This window comes from Arenibacter troitsensis (genome assembly GCF_900177645.1).
Lineage (GTDB): Bacteria > Bacteroidota > Bacteroidia > Flavobacteriales > Flavobacteriaceae > Arenibacter > Arenibacter troitsensis.
Window position 1 is genome coordinate 360,093 of the sequence record NZ_FXAO01000001.1, and the last position, 18,872, is coordinate 378,964.

At 37.8% G+C, this 18,872-nt stretch carries 13 protein-coding genes and 1 tRNA gene; 7 read left to right on the forward strand and 7 right to left on the reverse strand.

What is annotated here, in order from left to right:
• Positions 1–25 precede the first annotated feature (25 nt).
• The 4 genes from ftsZ to B9Y87_RS01485 all read left to right on the forward strand — a co-directional run bounded on the left by ftsZ (position 26) and on the right by B9Y87_RS01485 (position 2,945).
• Positions 26–1,951 (forward strand): cell division protein FtsZ, encoded by a 1,926-nt coding sequence (ftsZ, locus tag B9Y87_RS01470; protein ID WP_085495500.1) that lies wholly within the window; start codon positions 26–28, stop codon positions 1,949–1,951.
• A gap of 94 nt (positions 1,952–2,045) precedes the next feature.
• The gene (locus B9Y87_RS01475; RefSeq protein ID WP_085495502.1) at positions 2,046–2,498 is read left to right on the forward strand and encodes a GatB/YqeY domain-containing protein; all 453 of its coding nucleotides are present in this window, start codon (positions 2,046–2,048) and stop codon (positions 2,496–2,498) included.
• Positions 2,499–2,636: 138 nt separating this feature from the next.
• Entirely contained in the window at positions 2,637–2,894 is a 258-nt protein-coding gene (locus B9Y87_RS01480) for a GIY-YIG nuclease family protein (RefSeq protein WP_085495504.1), read from the forward strand.
• Positions 2,872–2,945: transfer RNA gene (locus B9Y87_RS01485), tRNA-Arg, on the forward strand. Before B9Y87_RS01480 ends, B9Y87_RS01485 begins: the two co-directional genes overlap by 23 nt.
• An 815-nt stretch (positions 2,946–3,760) precedes the next feature.
• Here B9Y87_RS01485 and B9Y87_RS01490 read toward each other — a convergent pair.
• The 3 genes from B9Y87_RS01490 to B9Y87_RS01500 all read right to left on the reverse strand — a co-directional run bounded on the left by B9Y87_RS01490 (position 3,761) and on the right by B9Y87_RS01500 (position 8,312).
• Entirely contained in the window at positions 3,761–4,120 is a 360-nt protein-coding gene (locus B9Y87_RS01490) for a hypothetical protein (protein WP_085495506.1), read from the reverse strand.
• Between the two features lie 261 nt (positions 4,121–4,381).
• Positions 4,382–6,445 carry an IPT/TIG domain-containing protein gene (locus B9Y87_RS01495; RefSeq protein ID WP_085495507.1) on the reverse strand — a complete coding sequence of 688 codons (2,064 nt, stop codon included), beginning with the start codon at positions 6,443–6,445 and terminating at the stop codon, positions 4,382–4,384.
• Between the two features lies 1 nt (position 6,446).
• Positions 6,447–8,312 carry an IPT/TIG domain-containing protein gene (locus B9Y87_RS01500; RefSeq protein ID WP_085495509.1) on the reverse strand — a complete coding sequence of 622 codons (1,866 nt, stop codon included), beginning with the start codon at positions 8,310–8,312 and terminating at the stop codon, positions 6,447–6,449.
• Between the two features lie 572 nt (positions 8,313–8,884).
• Here B9Y87_RS01500 and B9Y87_RS01505 point away from each other — a divergent pair.
• On the forward strand, positions 8,885–10,738 hold the full coding sequence (locus B9Y87_RS01505; RefSeq protein ID WP_085495511.1) for an Ig-like domain-containing protein: 1,854 nt from the start codon (positions 8,885–8,887) through the stop codon (positions 10,736–10,738).
• Positions 10,739–11,475: 737 nt separating this feature from the next.
• Here the strand turns inward: B9Y87_RS01505 and B9Y87_RS01510 are convergent.
• The 3 genes from B9Y87_RS01510 to B9Y87_RS01520 all read right to left on the reverse strand — a co-directional run bounded on the left by B9Y87_RS01510 (position 11,476) and on the right by B9Y87_RS01520 (position 15,605).
• Entirely contained in the window at positions 11,476–11,742 is a 267-nt protein-coding gene (locus B9Y87_RS01510; protein WP_139827115.1) for a hypothetical protein, read from the reverse strand.
• 81 nt (positions 11,743–11,823) lie between these two features.
• On the reverse strand, positions 11,824–12,828 hold the full coding sequence (locus B9Y87_RS01515) for a receptor L domain-containing protein (RefSeq protein WP_085495515.1): 1,005 nt from the start codon (positions 12,826–12,828) through the stop codon (positions 11,824–11,826).
• 620 nt (positions 12,829–13,448) lie between these two features.
• The gene (locus tag B9Y87_RS01520; RefSeq protein ID WP_085495517.1) at positions 13,449–15,605 is read right to left on the reverse strand and encodes a cation:proton antiporter; all 2,157 of its coding nucleotides are present in this window, start codon (positions 15,603–15,605) and stop codon (positions 13,449–13,451) included.
• A 271-nt stretch (positions 15,606–15,876) separates the two neighbouring features.
• Between B9Y87_RS01520 and B9Y87_RS01525 the strand changes: the two genes are divergently transcribed.
• Both B9Y87_RS01525 and B9Y87_RS01530 read left to right on the forward strand, forming a co-directional pair.
• On the forward strand, positions 15,877–17,673 hold the full coding sequence (locus B9Y87_RS01525; RefSeq protein WP_139827116.1) for an arylsulfatase: 1,797 nt from the start codon (positions 15,877–15,879) through the stop codon (positions 17,671–17,673).
• A gap of 189 nt (positions 17,674–17,862) precedes the next feature.
• Positions 17,863–18,240 carry a cupin domain-containing protein gene (locus tag B9Y87_RS01530; protein ID WP_085495521.1) on the forward strand — a complete coding sequence of 126 codons (378 nt, stop codon included), beginning with the start codon at positions 17,863–17,865 and terminating at the stop codon, positions 18,238–18,240.
• 60 nt (positions 18,241–18,300) lie between these two features.
• On the opposite strand, the gene B9Y87_RS01535 is transcribed toward B9Y87_RS01530, so the two are convergent.
• Positions 18,301–18,819, reverse strand: a complete 519-nt coding sequence (locus B9Y87_RS01535) for a GNAT family N-acetyltransferase (RefSeq protein WP_085495523.1) — start codon at positions 18,817–18,819, stop codon at positions 18,301–18,303.
• Positions 18,820–18,872: the final 53 nt, after the last annotated feature.

The window sequence follows — 18,872 nt, forward strand, 5'->3', positions numbered from 1 at the left end:
ATAGTAAACCAGTAAAATAAATAATATGAGCAAGAACACTGAATTTGAAAGCATATCCTTTGATTTACCCAAAAATCAGAGTAACGTAATTAAAGTCATAGGTGTTGGCGGTGGCGGTAGTAATGCCATAAATCACATGTTCCAGGCCGGTATCAATGGCGTGGATTTTGTGATTTGTAATACCGATTCGCAAGCACTTCAAAATAGTCCCGTACCCAATAAGATACAATTGGGAGTTTCGTTGACTGAAGGATTGGGCGCTGGTGCCAATCCTGAAGTGGGGGAACAGGCGGCTATTGAAAGTATGGAGGAGATCAAGCAAATGCTCGATACTACCACAAAAATGATATTTATTACTGCCGGTATGGGCGGGGGAACAGGTACTGGTGCTGCCCCTGTCATTGCAAAAATGGCAAAGGAAATGGATGTTCTTACAGTGGGGATCGTTACCATGCCTTTTCAATTTGAAGGTAAAATGCGTTGCCAACAGGCTCAGTTGGGAATAGAAAAATTACGTGCCAATGTAGACTCCTTGATTGTTATCAACAACAATAAATTAAGGGAAGTATATGGCAATTTGGGTTTCAAAGCTGGTTTTTCCAAAGCGGATGAAGTATTGGCTACTGCCGCTCGTGGTATTGCAGAAGTAATAACACATCACTATACTCAGAACATAGATTTACGTGACGCCAAAACTGTATTGAGCAGTAGTGGAACGGCCATTATGGGATCGGCCATTTCTTCTGGTTCTTCAAGGGCCCATGAGGCCATTATGAAGGCGTTGGATTCCCCCTTGTTAAACGACAACAAAATTACTGGGGCCAAGAATGTACTTTTACTAATCGTTTCCGGTGCTCAGGAAATTACGATAGACGAAATAGGTGAAATTAATGACCATATTCAAAATGAGGCAGGTTTTGGGGCCAATATCATTATGGGGGTCGGTGAAGATGAGGGACTGGGCGAGGCAATCGCAGTTACGGTTATTGCCACGGGTTTTAATATAGATCAACAGGATGATATTGTAAATACGGAATCCAAAAAAATCATTCATACGTTAGAAGATGAGCAACGCGCGGAGCATAACCTTACTCCAAAGAATGTTGTTCACCAGTTGGTCGAAGAAGAGGAAATTAAGGCGATTCCTGTGAAGCGCAACGTGGTGCATGAGGAGCCAAAAATGGATTTGATACCTACTACTAATTTTATTAGGAATTTTAATGTATTCTATGAGGAAGTAGTAGCTGAAAATGTTCAGGACGATTTTATCATTATCAATGCATCCGATGAGATTAAGGATATAGAAGTTGTTGATCCACGGGTAGTATCCAACAAGGTGGAGGAAGAAGACCAGTTCGAGTTCAGTTTTGATATGCCTTTGGCCAAAAGACCAACAGAGGAGGAAGAGGAAGCACAACATGTGATTACCTTCGATTTGGATGAAGAGGTAAGGGATTTTGAGGTAAAGGATCACGTAGAAGTAATTCCTGTCCTAGAGTATAACAAGAACGGGGAAAAGCGTTATAGTTTGGACGATTATATGGAGTTGGAAAAGAAACTTACCGGAGCCAAATCCAAGGCAGAGGAGTTTGAGCCACGAATTGTTGAAGACGAGTTGATATTTGAAAAGCGTACTGTTGCAAGGTCAGAGTCCAACCAGCAGAGGGTGAACGTAGAGGACGAAGATCCTATTAATACCCCAATTGAAATCCTGTTAAAGGAACGGGCAGATGAGCGCAGAAGAAAACTGAAGGACTTTAATTATAAATTTCAGAATAGCCTTAGCAATTTGGACGAAATATCCAAGCAACCTGCCTATAAGAGACAGGGGATAAACTTAAATGAGAACCCTAAGGAAAGTAAAGTTTCCAGAACAAGCTTAAGCGAGGATAGTAATGATGATATTCAATTACGTTCCAACAACTCTTATTTACATGACAATGTAGATTAGTACTGTTCGTACAACTATAAAACCTAAAGTTTAAACCCGAAAATAGCTTATATTTTCGGGTTTATTTTTATCTTCGCAGGGCTAAAAAAAAGATATGGGTTTACAGCAGAGGGTAATGGAAGATATGAAGGCGGCAATGAAGGCCAAGGACACCGTGGCATTGGAGTCGTTACGAGCTATAAAATCAGCCTTATTGTTGGCACAGACGGAAACAGGTCCAGGAAAGGAACTCTCCGAGGAAGATGAAGTAAAGCTGGTTCAAAAATTGGTAAAGCAACGCAAGGACAGTGCGGCCATCTATAAGGAACAGGGACGTGAGGATCTGGCAGAGCCGGAATTGGCACAGGCCTTGATCATCGAAAAATTCCTTCCAGAGCAGTTGACCGAAGAAGAGATAGAAAAGGTAGTGGTGCAGACCATTGATGCCGTTGGAGCGTCAGGAATGAAGGATATGGGCAAGGTTATGGGAATCGTATCCCAGGAATTGGCCGGACAGGCAGATGGGAAGACCATTTCCAATATAGTTAAGGCCAAGTTGGCCAATTAAGAAAGCATATCTGACCGAATAGGTCAGTATAAGGCCCCGTGGCGCAACTGAATACCCGCCCGTGCCCGAACGAGTTAGGGTAGGTGTATTGGATATTGGTTGGCACGTTCGGGCGGGGCGCATTGGATTTTATAGGGAATGTATAAGGTCTATGTAATATATAGTAGTAGTTTTGAAAGATATTATGTTGGGATTACGGATAACATTGAAGTTCGTTTAAAACAGCATAATTCAGGAAAGACAAAATCGACCAAAGCCTATGTTCCTTGGGAAGTAGTCCTGACGGAGGATTACGAAACTAGGCTAGCGGCAAGAAATAGAGAAAAGTATCTAAAATCTGCTGCAGGAAGGCGATGGAGAAAAATAAACGTGAGGCCCCGTGGCGCAACTGAATAGCGCATCAGATTTCGGCTCTGAGGGTTGGGGGTTTGAATCCCTCCGGGGTCACTTTTATGTAAAAGCAACTAACTTATATTCAGTTAGTTGCTTTTTTTTATTTCTGTTAGTGTGTCATTTTTGTCTCCCTATGAAGAAATGTTTGACGGTGTATCACAAAAATAGGTGGCCTTTGAATTGGTTATGATTTAATTTGCTACTCCATAGTTGGTTCAATTTACCTAATTCATGCTAATGAGTTGTTTTTGGAGCAGTTTAAGCGGATTATGGCCGTATATGGAGAGGGTTATTTCAGAAAACTAATTGCTTAGATAGAAGCAGCTGTATGGTGTGAAACTATGTTTTTTTAATCTTTAAGTCCACTTATTAACTAATATTTTTTTATTAACAATCTATTGAGTTGTCAACAGGTATTTTGTTGACGTTTCATTAATGTTACACCAAAAAATACACCCTTTTTCTACGATTTTATCGCTTATTTTGTTACTGGATATAATTAATTGAAAGGTGCATTGTAAACAAGCAAGTTCAGGTTGATTACGTAAATGCCGAAGAATTTAGGCGCACTATTTTGGTTGAGGTAGGTCAGAAAATCAAGGACCTTGAGTAAAGACTAATTTCCAAAGAACCATTGGGTTTTTTGGACCGAAAGCAAGTGGTAAAATTTCTTGGAATCCCTTTGGTTACTGTTCATGATAGGTCAAAGAAGGGGGCTGATGCCGTATAGGATAGGAAACAGGATAAGATATAGACGTGAGGATATCATTGCCACCTTAGAAAGGTCCCGGGAGTCTTGAGCTTAAGTAAAATATTAATTAACTTTAGAAAACTGGACTAGTGCTTTTTATAATACACGTGCGGACATTTCATTCAAGAATAATTTCCTTTGCCTTAAATATCCAATTATCAGTCCCAGTAGCTCCGAAGTTATTTATTACATCATAATCAAAGGAAGATGTAGATGCATTTATAATAAATTCCCCATTACCAATCTCTAAAAAAGAGTTAGTCCACTCCCGATCGCTACCACCAAAATTTTTCAAACCTAATAATTTTCCAGAATAACTTAGCTTAGCTAGAATTACATCGTCCTTCGTGCCGTAATTATTTAGTATTTCTCCATCACTAGAACTTGATGTTCCAAGAACTGCTAAGGAATTGTCAGCAAATTGTATTAAATCTTCCCCCCCCCCCCCCCCCCCCCCATTCCTGCCCGCTTCCTCCAAAACTATTTTTCCAAAGAATAGATCCTTGTTCGTCCATTTTAATTATTTCAAAATCACTGCGATTCTTAGTGTTTCCAATAAGTGAAATCTATCCGCCAGTTTTGTCAATTATTGTTTTTCCATAGTTTAAACCTTCAAGATTCGCTACCCAAATGATCTCTCCATTTAAACTCATTTTTGTAATAATAATGCCTTCGGAAATGAAATCCCCATCATTTGATCTGCTTCTAAATCCTAATATTAATTCTTGATTATTTATTTTTATAGTTTATCCAAATCGACCTTAAAACACAAATCATTCGGATATTTACCAACTATTAGGTATATAGCATTGGAAAATTTTAAGATTGTTGTTGGTTCTGGAGATCTACCGTAGTCTTGAAAGAAGAATTCATTTACTTCCTCCATTTTAAACCAGTCATCTAAGCTTGGAACATATTTAAAAACGTCATCCAAAGAGCTTAACCATCCACCAAAAACTACATATCCATTACCATTATATTCGAATGAAGCCGTATTTTTCCTAATATCAGGGAAATTGTCTATTCGGTCCCATTCATTATTGGTTGGAGAAAATTTCCAAAAATCGTAATGTCCGGTAGAGGTAGCTCCATTACCGACATAGCCTTCTTTGTCAATAACGAATACGGAACTTCGCCTTCGATTGATATTGCCAAGAAAATCCGCAACCTGCGTCCATGAGTCAGTTTGATCATCATATCGCCAAAAATGTGAAAAAGGTTCATAATCAGGATATGAATTCGATGTTGGATAGTTGCCAAGGCCCATATAAATCATCCCGTCAATTGTAAAAATTACGGGGCCACTTCTTTCAGTGTCGGGGTAATTCGTCCTTTCCACCAAAGTTCTGTTATCTTTTAAAAATTCATAGAAATTGTGCTCTTCTTCCTCTGCAAAGTAAAAAAACACTCGATTTGAATCTTTATTATATAATACGGCATATTGCTCATCTTTCATACTGGTTCTTGGATAATCAACATGAAATGATGACGTCAAGCTTAAATTTGAATCTAAAACCCTGACTATAAATCGAGCATTGGTATCATCTTCAATAAAGATGTAAGCTGAGTCGTCATTCGAGATAAAATGTGTGAAGTGGTTCTCTTCGAGCTCCCTATAAAGCAACCACGTGTCGATGAACTCAAGATTATCTTCAAATTGAAATACATGGTCCATTATTTTAATTTGTAGGGCAGGATTTTTATCCTCGTATGGCCCGATTGGCACCCTGACCTTTAATTTGGTTTTGGATGCTTCGATTACTGTGGCCTGGTGATTGTCGAATAAAACAATATTGTCTTCGGCGATTGAACTGAACTCATCTCCTGTGAATTCAATTGTTTCATAAGAACGAAAACTTAGAGGAATCTCTGAAATTACTGGAGGTCTTATACTAAAAGATAACTCTGATTCTACATCTTGTAACTGCGATGTAAGGGTAAAAGTGTTGTTAGAAAATGATAAAGGCTGGGGTAAAACAAATGTTATAGAATCTCTAGAAGACAGCAAAATTTCGGCTTGCTTTTCCTCAATGGCAATCGAGTTTCTTTCATTCTCTAAATCAAAGTGTTTGCCATAGACCGTGAGGGTATCTCCAATTGAGACCGAGGTTGCCGAAAGGCTTTCAATAATAGGTTTAAACAACGAAAATGCTTCAAAGTCTGCGGATTTACTAAAAAGCTCAACTTTAACTTTCGGGTCAAATTTTTTCAGGGTTTTAGGAACAATACATCTTATTATGGTATCCGAAGATTGCAATACAGTTGCGATTTCTTCATCGAACAAAACCTTGGTTCTGTTTTGAATCGATGTAAAATTTAGTCCTTTGATTTCCAAAGTATCCCCAATATGGGCCTGAGCGACGCTTATGATTTCTGGAGCCTTACTGCCTGTCGACACAAAAGATTTTACTTTTGTATAGGTATATTCTTCACCTTGTTTGATGTAGGCGACAACATGATATTCCACATTAAAATCTAAATCATCCTCAACTGTTTGAGAAAACATATTGTCGATCAATTCATCGGATTCTATAACTCGAGAATTCGCAAAATTCGGATTTTTTAATTGAGAGATTAAAAAACCAAATTCTGATATTTTATCTGCCTCCAATTCAGCAGATATAGCCTCTAATACAACTCCCCCCTTTTCAAAGACTTCTATTTCCAGGTCAAAATTCAGAACATCAAAAGGTTCTTCGGTCTCCATTTCTGATTCAATCGGTGATTGCTTTTCAGTAGGGTCATTCTTGGCACAAGAAAAAAAAAGAACTGAGCAAATAATAAGAAAAACGGTCTTTTTCATATTAATCTATGAAGTTTGAAATTTCTGTTCTTAGTACAACATGATCATATCTTTTTATTGAACTGAAATCTGGTAGAAAAGGGCTTCCAGTATATCCAATAAAGTAAACGAAACCATTATGCACAAACATAGATTTACTTTCTAAAAGATAACCCGTTATGGTCAGATCCTCCCTCATTGAATATGTGTCCAAATTAATATCATATTGGTGAAAAGTACCTCCGGTATGACCTAACCCATGACGTTCATGATAATAGCCGCTATTTTCAACTTTTACAAATGCGGTTCCACCTACGGGGTTTACAAGATCTGTTTTACGAATCCATGTTTCCTCCGGCGTAAACTCCCACATATCGTAAAGCTGCCACCCGTTTCCGATATATGCCTTTCCGTCTTTTATAAAATAGCTAGAATGGTCCCCAGTACCTTGACCTTCAACAAAAGGCATTTCGGAAACATATCCCCAAGAATTAGTACTTTCCTCAAACTTCCATAACTTTCTATTTGGATTGGTCGATGTTCCACCTGTCCTACCCATTCCAAAATAGAACGTATTATTTAAAACAAACCCCATTGGCTCTTTGACCACATCGACGTTTTGGAAGTCTTGTAAAGGGGTTAGTGCGCCGGATTCCAAGTCGTATTCATAAAAATTATCAGTTTCTCTTGAAAGATATATATAAACGTTGCCATCATTTAAAGAATAAGTGTGGAAACCACTAAATCGGCCTGAGTCACAAGCAATTTGAATATCTGGTAAAGTTTCCCAGGAATTCTCATCAAGGTTATACTTCGAGAAACCTAATTTTTTGAAATCTCCATAACACAAACCTCCGTCTCTATCTTGCAGTGAATAAAATGCATTATTGTAATAAAAGCTCCAATTAGAAGTATGCCCTCGATCACCTATGCCAGAAAGCCCTAAGTTGTCAATTCTTCCATATTGATACCATGTGTTTTTTAAGTATAAGCCAAAATCTTTAGTTACTTCTTTCTCCACAACTTTAACCGTAACATTATTTATATTCCTATCACGATATAGGCCCAAAGGAACTTTTGCGATTATGGAATCGCTATATACTTCTTCAATTTCAGCTCTGTTTTCACCAATATAAACTTCATGAAGATAATCTCTGTATTCAAAAAAATTAGAGCCGTATATGGTAAGACTTTCACCTATCAATAAACTATCGTTAGAAACCCCAGAAATAACTGGATCTGGAATTACAATTGACTTTGGCCTTACAATTTCCCGCAATTGAGCCCGGATCACCAAATCGTTCTCATGTTTATTGACATTGTAGGGAAGGATGAACCTTATAGAGTCCTTGCTATGATCTAAAACACTTATCCTATCATTGTTCAACTCTATAATTCCATTTACTGCTTCGGGATAATTAGTAAGATGTTTTCCGTAAACGACAACGGTATCCCTTAATCCATAGTTGCTTGGTATGGAATCAATCACCGGTTCATAAAGTTGAAAAGCGTTGTTAAATGCAACAATCGTATCTCGATTGTCTATATCAATGATAAGGCTATCGGGGTCGAAACCCCAATATGGAATCTCAAACTGAATTATACTATCGTTATTAAAAAGATTCTTTAATTGTACTTGACCTAAAGTCAAACGTATATCTCTGTTGAAATTCTTTCCTTTTAAATTTAAAGTGTCGCCCAAATCTACTAATTGTGGAAAAACAGAATCGATGATCAATGTCGAGTCTTTCTGATATACCGGATTTTCCGGTTCTAGCACTTCTTCTGGCTCCGTGTTTATTATTTCTGGTTCCGTGTTTACTATTTCTGGAGATTTACTACAAGAAATTATAATAAATATATTGAATACTATTAAAAGGAATTTCATTTAAATATTCTGGATTAGCATAGATCAAAAGTTCAATATTTTTATCTAATGCTCAAACAAAATCGGTAAAAGGATAAAAAAGAACTAAAAGGAGTAGTCTGTGGAAAACCAGGTACGCCATTTACGTTAGCAGCGGACGGGTTGACTAGCTGGCCAGTTTCCGTCTAAGTAATTAGCTAATGCTTACTGCCCGCCCGTATAGAACAGATACCTGTCCGACTTTATCATTCAGCCGGGCGTTCGGGCGGGTTTTGATTTTTATTCTATGCTAAAGCTAAAATTGAATATTTCGCTATCGTGTAATTTTCAATTTAGCGACTTTATAAATATACACAGACCTTGGCGAAAAGGCCAAATTCCTCATTAATTATAGGTGTTGCCAGCAGAAGTAGTGAAGCAAACAGTAATTACAGGCTCTTGACGTTCCTTGGATTATGATACGGAATTTTCCATTTTGTGCAAGTGTTGTAGAATTGAAGTTGCAATAAATTTTAGCTGTTAGCGTTATTTTATACTTAAATTGTGAGTGCTTGGATGCAATGATAGCCGGGCATAAATACTGATTCATATACATGTTTAGAATAAAAATTATATTTATCTCAACCCTTTTTCTATTAATTGCGTGTACAGATGAAGATTCTTCGGCTGAAAAAGAGAAAGAGATAATTCAAAATATCCTGATCGAATTAAATATTGAAAATGACGTTGTTATCACTTCAGAGGAAATTACCATTACATTAACTGGAGATGCCCTTATATCGAAATTAGAAGTGCTTATGGATAATGATATTATTCATGATTTCAACGCTCCACCTTATACTTTAACAGTGGAAACTCAACAATATGAAGACGGCGAACATACTTTCAGAGTTAATGCTTATGCTGATGGAAAAATAATTGGAACTAAAACAATTACTATTAAAATAGATAATAAAGGTCCAATTCTAATACTTGATAGTATCTCTGAAAATGAAATTATCTGCGATGAAATTCAGTTATCACCAAGCATTACAGATCTTGTTTCAAACGTTGAACAATTGCATGTATATCTTGATGATTTATTGCTGTTGGAAAAAGAAAATACTACTGATTTTACTTTCTCATTAAATCCACAAGAATTACCAACGGGTATGGGTAATCTAATATTTGTAATGGAAGATGCTTTAGGTAATGTCTCAAAGGATTCTATTGCTATAGGAATTGCAAACAAATTCTTTAAGATTAACTTTCCGAATGACTTTATGCGGAAGAATGTTGAGAAAGTGCATGTAGTGATATCAGATATAGATGGAAACTATATAGATAGTAAGACACATGAGTCCGGTGAAATTGAAACATTGTCATTTTGCACCACAGAAGAATTAAACGACAATACGGAGTTTACAATATCTTTCATTCATGACTTTGACAATTCAATATTTAACTTCTATGTATACAATAACCTTACATTGAATATGCTTGGTAACGAAATAACCTTAAATCAAAAATCAGGAGGTTTATCACCTGCATTTCCAAAGATTGAAGTACCTTTTTTTGAGGCGGGTTATCAGATGAGGGCTTCAGGTCCATGGAATTCTTTGATTTACTACGACGATGAACTTTCAGGTCATGTCTCAACAGCGTTCAGTAATGATTTAGCAACAAATATGACATTCATAAGCTATTTTAATTCAGATATTGAAAATAGTTATCAATGGGCATTCATTAGTGATATACAGAATCGTACCTCGTTAGTGCAGGAAGATTTTTCTAATGCTAATGTCGTTACAAATACTTTTGATTTAAATAAAAGATTTCAAAGACCGTTAGTGAAAATCACAGGATACGAGAATGAAGCTATGTATCGAGCTAGAAGCGGTCATTTACTTTATGCGGATTACCTCCAGTCAAGTACTTCGTATACCAAACAATACACTTTTCCTGACATATTTGAATATACCACCTATTGGGGTCAGTTGTTAAATTATACTTTTGAAGGCTCTGGCACTATACCAGCTACGGTTACAATACCCAATTCAACTGTTGATTACAATTTTTATAATCAACAATTAAGCTTTTCTGGGTTACCTGATTTTGAAGTTGGTCGTCTTCGTCTAGTTGGTATAAGGTCTGGTACTGGATTAACTTCTCCGGAAAATCCTTCGGTTCAGTTGGAATTCATTTTTGATGGTCAAAATACGAATCCGACCATACCTGAAATACCTGAAGGGTTATTTCCAGAGGCGGTTACCGAGATTTTTGCAAATAAAGCTTTTGAAGTAAAACAAGGAGCTGCAGAAAACTATTCTACCTTTAATTCTTATCAGGATTATATTGAAAATGTATTGGTACCATCCGTTCCTTTTTATATTTCTTCGCCATTTAGAGAGCGCATATTTAAGTCAGAAAGCGCTCAATGGTCACCATCTTATGAATTTCCATTTTGATTAGGGGTTGTTTAACTGATGGCAGTATTGCCATCACTAATTATCCAAAAAAAAAGCCTAGTACAAGGAATGCATCAGTAGTTGGGCGTTTTGTACATCAGTTGAAAAGGTCACCCATATTTGGTGCATTTGTTTATGGATAATCATTTACGTTTTTGAATCCGTTGATATTAGTGACGGAGAAAAACAATGTTTTTTATTGTGAAATCAAATATGCCTAATTCGTATTGAGGTTTATACCCTCAGAGTAGTTAAGGAATTCATTTCGGGTTTGTGAATAATTCTTAAAAATTTGAGTCAGAAGCGTTCGATTGGCGATTAATTGGCTCATAAAATTTATGTCTTGAGCTATGATCTGTACGAGAGCAAACTAGCCTTGGCCTTCCGCCGAGCAAATAGCGAAATCTTTATGCCCGCCCGCAACGAACGGTTACGTTCGGGCGCGTTTTGTTTTTTTGTCCAAAGCAAAATCCAAAAGATTTTGGGACTTCATAAAAATACGCAAAGCTTTAAATTGAGCCCAAAGTCCGTATTGTTTATAGCTATTATACAACGTTTTTCTGTCAAAGTTGGTTTTGATTATGAGTGATAAGTCAATCAATTCCATAGTTGCATTCAAAAAGTTTGCATGTTTAAGCCAGCTAGCCTTTACTAATATTAACTATTTGTTTCCCGCTATCAATTAATAATGTCATAATAAATGCTAAAAACCTGTCTTTCCCGTCAAAAAAAAGGACTTATTCGCTGCAATTTCCATTTAAAATGTCTTGCTGGGTTGGATTAAAAGAATTGCTGGCTATATCAAATGAGTTCGAAAAACCATTGTCAATCAAAGGTTTAATCCCGCAAAAATTATTTAAGGCAAGATTGTGACTGATTATTAATTTACCATTTAAAGTACTTAAATTATTTAATCCATTTATTTCTACTAAAGATTTATTGCTACTAATTCCCAGAAAGTCGTCAATTTGAACTATATTCTCAAGCCCATCGAGATTGATCAACGAATTATTGTTATGGATTACTAATCTATCATTAATTATTTCAAGCTTGTTAAGCCCCAATATATTTGTCAGAGCGTCATTTTAAGAAATTACAATATAACTGCCAACTTTTGTGAGACTTTTTAATCCATCAAGATTAGTAATTAAGGCATTTTTATCGATTGTCAATTCATAGCCCACTGAAGTCAAGCTGGAAAGCCCATTAATGTTCTTTAATGCAGGGTTGGACTGGATTGTAAGACCATATTCAATGGTTTTTAAATTTGAAAGGGCATCAATATTCTCGAGTGTTTCGTTAAAATCAATGTCCAACCAGCGACTAATAGTGGTAAGATTTTCAAGACCATCTAAATTCTTTAAACTAGGATTAGAATCAATATCTAAAAACCCACCTATTTCCTTAAGGCTAATTAGATCGCCCATGCTGCTTAATTTATTATTATATTGAATTTGAATATTTCCTCCTACAACAGCTAAATTATTCAATCCCTCAAAATCTGTTAAATTAGTATTAGCGATGTAGAAGTCACCATCCACTGTGTTTAACCCCTCAAGTGGTTTTAAACTATTAATGTTACTACCAAAACTAGCAAGGATTAGCAAATTACCCGAAACCCTTTCATATCCATAGGCACCGAAATTATCAATCATTTCCTGTGTTCTCAAATTGACATCACCTTCGATAACAAGCTTAGGCTTTTCAAGAGTTTTGAAACTTAATTCATTTCCATAGGATGTTCCTTCACTATTTGTCGCGTAAGCCCTTAAATAATAGATGGTGTTTTCAACCAAATCGTTTAATGAACTTGTAAAGCTTCCAGCATTTGTGCCATCCAAGGTTCTATTGTCATTTGTAGTAGGGTTGGCCGAAGTACTCCAGCAAATACCCCTTGCAGTAATGGGAGCTCCACCGTCATTGGTTATGTTTCCGCCACTTTTAACTGAGGTCTCAGTTATTTCTGAAACAGTGGAAGAGGTTAATACTGGTAAAGTAATAGATTTTTCTTCTTCTATTTTATTAGTACCATCTTTTTCGCAAGAACAAACCGCAAAAACAAGGATGATTAAGACAAAGAGCTTTTTCATATCAAAAATGGGGAGTTATTTTTTTATAGAATAACGAATCGTTCATAATCCTATTGTGAAAAAGAAATATTCTATTCATATACGTTTTATTAAGTCGTAGGCTATTTTCAAAATGTTTTACAACTCTATTATATGCCTAATATAGTTAATCCATTAGTATGGTTTATGCTACCTAATGCAGTTTGCTATTAAGTGCCAAAGTAATTAATTTAAAGTCAAACATCTTAAACAAAGTATAATTCTGCTATTAGCTTTAAGTGGTAAAGTCAATCTATTTATTAAAAGAATTTATTTTCACCAATCCTTATTGCCCTTTGTAGATGATTCACCTTGATGTAATTGTAAAAAACCTTTTTTGAAGTATAGCGAAGCGCAACTTTTTGTGGTTTTCAAAGCGGAGCTTAGTAGGGATGGGCGCAGCCAATCCCTAGATCCTGTTCCGGGCGGTGCTGCGGGTTGTTTTGAAGTATAGCGAAGTGGAACTTTTTGTGGTTTTCAGAGCGGCACTTTTAGGGGTTAACGTAGCTAATCCCTGTATCCGTTCTGGGGAGAGACGTTTGTTTGTAGGCCCACCATGATACTTGGGCAAACAGCTAGGTTATAGAAATACTTCCTGCAGATTATTCCTTGTTGTCCTTTTTAAAAATATTACCAATGCCCTTGCCAATCTTTTGTATGGTTTCAATTCCTTTGTTGAGCGGTTCAGGGTTGATCTGATCATATCGCTTGCTTCCAAAACTCTGAACGAACTGGTGGGGATAAATGATAAGTCGACTATTATTGGGGAAGTGTTTTTCCATTTTCGAGGGGAGATTTTCGAGCATAACCATATAAGATGCGGCGCCTTCACGGGCAGAAACCAAAATAAATAGATCATTTTCCCTTACGTTTTTTGAGAGATCCTGGAAATCTTCCCAATCACTGAAAAGACTAGAAGTAATTGTAGCCGATATTTTAGAATCTTTAACCAACTTTTTAATTGATTTTAAGGTAGATGCATTGCAGTACAGCTGTATAGAAATGCTTAATTCTTGGGCCAATTTAGCCATCTTGCCAAACCAAAGTTCAAAGCCGTTCTCATGTTCGGTTAAGGGAGGGGCCGCAATCACAATTCTTTTATGGGACACCAATGGCTTTTCAAAATGACAAATAATAGTGGTTTTATCGGTGTTACTTATAATACTGTCCACTTTTTCGCCGATAAGTTTGTCTATGAATCCAGTACGCTTTGGCCATCCCAAAACAATGATGTCCGCCATTATTTCTTTTGCAATACGGGATATTCCGCTGGCGGCATTATGGTCGATTGTGGCTATGATACTAACTTTCGTTTCCGTTGCAGAGGCTTGTTCCACGAATTCTTCCAGTTTTTTCTTGGCCTTTAGAATATTGTTTTCGGCTTCATTGTTATTGGAAACTACTGAGAGAACCGATAAGGGATTGGCCGATTTTTTTCCTTTAATAAATATTGAAAACTCGAGCAGTTTTTCCATGTTGCCAATATTGGCAATTGGCAATAAAATGTGCTCGTTATCCAAACCGTTTACTTTTAGTGGTCCCGTAGAATCGCCTTCTGTCTCCACCACGATTTTTTTAGCGGCTTTTTCTGTAGCAAATGAGGCAACAACACAGGTAATTAAAATAAGTATTATGGTGCCGTTCAGGATATTTTCGTCTAGAATTTGGGCTTTATAGCCTACTAAAATTACGGCTAAGGTTGCAGCTGCATGGGAACTGCTTAATCCAAAAATAAGCTGACGTTGGGTTTTGGAGTATTTAAAGGCCAGTTGTGTTACCAAAGCTGCGAACCATTTACCAAAAAGGGCTACCACCGAAAGTGTTCCTGCCACAATAAGCGCTGTTTCACCCTTTAGAATAACACTAACATCAACCAACATTCCAACACTTATTAAGAAAAAGGGAATAAATAGGGAATTGCCTATAAATTGTATCCTATTCATCAAGGCCGAGGAATGGGGTATAAGTTTATTTAGGGCCAATCCTGCCACAAATGCTCCAATAATCGGCTCAACACCTGCCAATTCGGCCATAAATGCGGCAAAGAAAACAATGGAAAGAACAAAGATATAATGGGAGTGTTTTTCACTTTCCAGTTTACGAAAAAACCAATTGGCAATCCTTGGAATTATAAGGAACATTATTGCCGAAAAGATGGTTAATGAAATTCCCAATTGGATCCAAAAGGCCATATTCAGATTGCCTTCGCTGTTTCCCATAATTACAGCCAGAATGATAAGTACTGCCGTGTCCGTCAAAATAGTTCCGCCCACGGTAACGGCTACAGCCTGGTTTTTTGAAACCCCCAGTTTGCTCACGATAGGATATGCTACCAGCGTATGGGTGGCAAACATGCTGGAAGTAAGGAAACTGGCATTAAAGTCATATTCCAAAAAGAAATAACAAACCGGGAAACCGATGGTTAACGGGAAAATAAAGGTAAAAAATCCAAATACAAGGCTTTTGTTTCTATTGGATTTAAATTCGTTCATGTCCAGTTCCAAACCAGCAATGAACATGATATACAGCAGGCCAATGGTTGAAAACAGGTCTATGGCCGAATTTTTTTCTAGAATGTTGAGTCCAAACGGCCCTATTACCACCCCAGAAATAATTAAACCAATTATGCCCGGAATATTTAATTTTCTAAGCAGAATGGGTGATAGCAGAATAATAAACAGGATTAAAGAAAATATCAGCACCGGATTTTCCAACGGTAATTCGAACTCCTGCCTGAAGTGTTCAAAAAAATCTTTCATCCTGTTGATGTACCCTTTTTAGGTTAGCTCTAAATTCAACTATTTTTGGTTAATAATATCTGTTTAGGGGAAGAAATCTTTCTTGAATCTTTTCTTCGATTTAGTTGTTAATAGACCTTATAATTTAGGCTTGTTCCATTGGGACTGAAGTACAAAATGTTAGGAGGCATAGGAAAAGGATTTCCAATGAGGGTTTTAGGCCATATGCATAGTAATCCATTAAGTTTCTTATCTTATACTTCCCAAATCCGACCAATTAAAAAACGGCCAAATGAGGAATATTTTAGTGAAGTGTATGGCCTTGGCCATATTGGGGTTGCCACTGGCGTGCAAGGAAAAGACAAAACCAGAATCCACGTCCAATACCCAACGCAACCATAAACCCAACATTGTGCTTATTTTGGCCGACGATCAAGGCTGGGGAGATTTGGGCATTACTGGAAATACCAATCTGGCAACCCCCAACATAGATGCCATGGCCAAAAATGGCGTTATGTTCGATCATTTTTATGTTAGTCCCGTTTGTTCACCTACCCGGGCCGAACTGCTTACGGGGCGCTATTTTCCAAGAGTAGGGGTCTATTCCACTTCTTCGGGCGGTGAACGTTTAAATCTGGATGAAACCACAATAGCCGAAGTCTTTAGGAAGGCCGGATATGCCACTGCTGCCTATGGAAAATGGCATAACGGCATGCAACCCCCTTATCATCCCAATGCTAGGGGTTTCGATGATTTTTATGGCTTCTGTTCCGGGCATTGGGGCAATTATTTTAGTCCCATGTTGGAGCACAACGGGGAAATTGTAAAAGGTAACGGCTTTATAATTGACGATCTTACCAACAAAGGATTGGAATTTATGGCTAGGAAGAAGGAGCATCCATTTTTCCTGTACCTGCCTTTTAATACACCCCATAGTCCTATGCAGGTACCCGATGAATTTTGGAACAAGTTCAGGGACAAGGAACTTGCCATGAAATACCATGGGGAAGAGGAAGAGAACGAGAACTTTACCAGAGCGGCCCTGGCCATGGTGGAGAATATAGATTATAATGTGGGCAGGGTACTTAATAAACTAAGGGACTTGCAACTGGAAGAAAATACACTGGTTATATATCTGTCGGATAACGGACCAAATGGATGGCGATGGAATGCGGGGATGCGGGGAAAAAAGGGATCTACCGATGAGGGCGGGGTACGTTCCCCTTTGGTGATGCAATGGAAGAATAAGCTACCTAAAGGCAAGCATATTTCACAAATAGCAAGTTCCATAGATGTATTGCCCACCTTAACGGATTTGGCCCAAATTGAGATGAATACCCAGAAACCCTTGGACGGGAAAAGCTTAAAGCCCTTGTTGATGGGGGATAACGCCAGCTGGTACGATAGGGTGGTCTATAATCATTGGAACAGAAGTACAAGTATCCGTACGCAAAAATATCGCTTGGATAGTGAGGACAGACTTTATGATATGGAAAAGGATGGCGGACAGACCACAGACCTTTCTGGGAAACTACCACAGCTTGCAGATTCTTTGAAACAGTTAAAAAGGGATTGGCTGCAAGAAGTAATGCCAAAATCCAAGGAGACGGAGGATAGGCCGTTTACTTTGGGCCATCCTGATTATGTGTACACCCAGATTCCCGCCCGGGACGGGGTAGCGCATGGCAATATAGAACGGAGTAATAGGCATCCCAACGATACCTTTTTTACATATTGGAAAAGCACAAAGGATAGTATCAGCTGGGATGTAGAAGTGCTGGCCGACGGGGATTTTGAAGTGGAGCTTTATTACACCGCCAAAGAAAAGGATTTGGGTTCCCAATTTGAATTACGCTTGGGGGAGAGTTCCTTAAAGGCAACCATTACGAAGGCCCATGATCCGCCGCTGGTAGGGGCGGAACGGGACCGTGACCCCAGAATTGAATCCTTTACCAAGGACTTTATTCCTATGGTTCTAGGGAAAATTAGCTTGAAAAAGGGTAGGGGCAACCTGGTGCTCCAAGCCCTTAAAATACCTGAGGAGGAAATTATGGATATGCGTTTGTTGCTGTTTAAAAGGGTTGATTGAAATGATATTGGCAACTGGGATTCGAAGTTGCCACCCTCACAACATCTAGCCTTTTGCTTTAAATCCAAAGTCGCCCCTTTGCACATGCCAAAGTGATTTATATCGACTTTGGTTTTTGTGCTATTTGTGTGAAACTTTTGATATGTTCATATTTTTGTTGTAAATTATTGAATACTAAACACATATACCATGAAAATTAATAAAGAAAGTATTCCGACTACTATGCAGTCGCCGGACACGACTATGCGGGCCCAACCCAATTTTGGAGGTATGACCGTTTGTTTCAATGAACTACCTAAGGGAACTGATTTTACACCGCTCCTTCAAGGATTGGCTAATAATAGCTGCCATTGCCCTCATTGGGGGTATGTATTGGAGGGGTCTATGTTGGTCATTTATTATGATGGAAAAGAAGAATTGCTCACCAAGGGGGATGTTTATTATATGCCTTCGGGTCATACGGCCATTGTTAAGGAAGATGTTAAATTGATCGATTTTAATCCAACTAAGGAATTCAACGAGGTAATTACCCATGTAGGTATAAAAATGGCCGAATTTGGAGCCTAATTTGGCTAATGGATTTAAGGTCTAATTACACTTCTATGATGCCCTTTTTTAGAATGGATATTATAATTCAATGGTAAATAAAAGTAATTCTTCATTACCGTTGGGAAGGGTAGTTGTTCCCGCTAAGGCCAAACCAAGTTTTTCCAGCAATCTTTGGGAGGCAAAATTGTGTTTGGAGGTTATGGCGCTAAGGGCATGGAGCCCGAATTCCTTGAGGGCTACATTTTTTAATTTGTCGGCGGCTTCAAAGGCAAAACCTTGACCTTCATATTCTGGTAAAAAGGCAAATCCAATATCGATGCCTTCCAATCCCTCCCTATCATATAATCCACAACATCCAATTTTTACCTTGTCCGTTTTTCTTATGAGGGTATAATTGGAAAATCCCAGCCGTTCCAGTTGCGGTTGCATTTTGGTTAAAATATACTCTTTTGCCATTTCTGGCGAGCCAATATTTCTGTCCCCAATGTTTTTAAGCCATTTGGGCGTGTTGAACAGCTCATAAATAAACGCTGCATCCTCTTCTAAGGTAGGTTTTAGGATTAACCTTTCTGTTTCAAATGTCTTATAGGGCCTCATATTAAAATTAACTAACTTTGTTTGTCCTAAGTTGATGCTTATTCATGTATCTG

What these genes read in the sequence shown, in the direction of transcription:
- ftsZ (WP_085495500.1), top strand. Translation starts at nt 26, where the DNA reads ATGAGCAAGAACACTGAATTTGAAAGCATATCCTTTGATTTACCCAAA.
- B9Y87_RS01475 (WP_085495502.1), top strand. Translation starts at nt 2,046, where the DNA reads ATGGGTTTACAGCAGAGGGTAATGGAAGATATGAAGGCGGCAATGAAG.
- B9Y87_RS01480 (WP_085495504.1), top strand. Translation starts at nt 2,637, where the DNA reads ATGTATAAGGTCTATGTAATATATAGTAGTAGTTTTGAAAGATATTAT.
- B9Y87_RS01495 (WP_085495507.1), bottom strand. Translation starts at nt 6,445, where the DNA reads ATGAAAAAGACCGTTTTTCTTATTATTTGCTCAGTTCTTTTTTTTTCT.
- B9Y87_RS01500 (WP_085495509.1), bottom strand. Translation starts at nt 8,312, where the DNA reads ATGAAATTCCTTTTAATAGTATTCAATATATTTATTATAATTTCTTGT.
- B9Y87_RS01505 (WP_085495511.1), top strand. Translation starts at nt 8,885, where the DNA reads ATGTTTAGAATAAAAATTATATTTATCTCAACCCTTTTTCTATTAATT.
- B9Y87_RS01515 (WP_085495515.1), bottom strand. Translation starts at nt 12,828, where the DNA reads ATGAAAAAGCTCTTTGTCTTAATCATCCTTGTTTTTGCGGTTTGTTCT.
- B9Y87_RS01520 (WP_085495517.1), bottom strand. Translation starts at nt 15,605, where the DNA reads ATGAAAGATTTTTTTGAACACTTCAGGCAGGAGTTCGAATTACCGTTG.
- B9Y87_RS01525 (WP_139827116.1), top strand. Translation starts at nt 15,877, where the DNA reads ATGAGGAATATTTTAGTGAAGTGTATGGCCTTGGCCATATTGGGGTTG.
- B9Y87_RS01530 (WP_085495521.1), top strand. Translation starts at nt 17,863, where the DNA reads ATGAAAATTAATAAAGAAAGTATTCCGACTACTATGCAGTCGCCGGAC.
- B9Y87_RS01535 (WP_085495523.1), bottom strand. Translation starts at nt 18,819, where the DNA reads ATGAGGCCCTATAAGACATTTGAAACAGAAAGGTTAATCCTAAAACCT.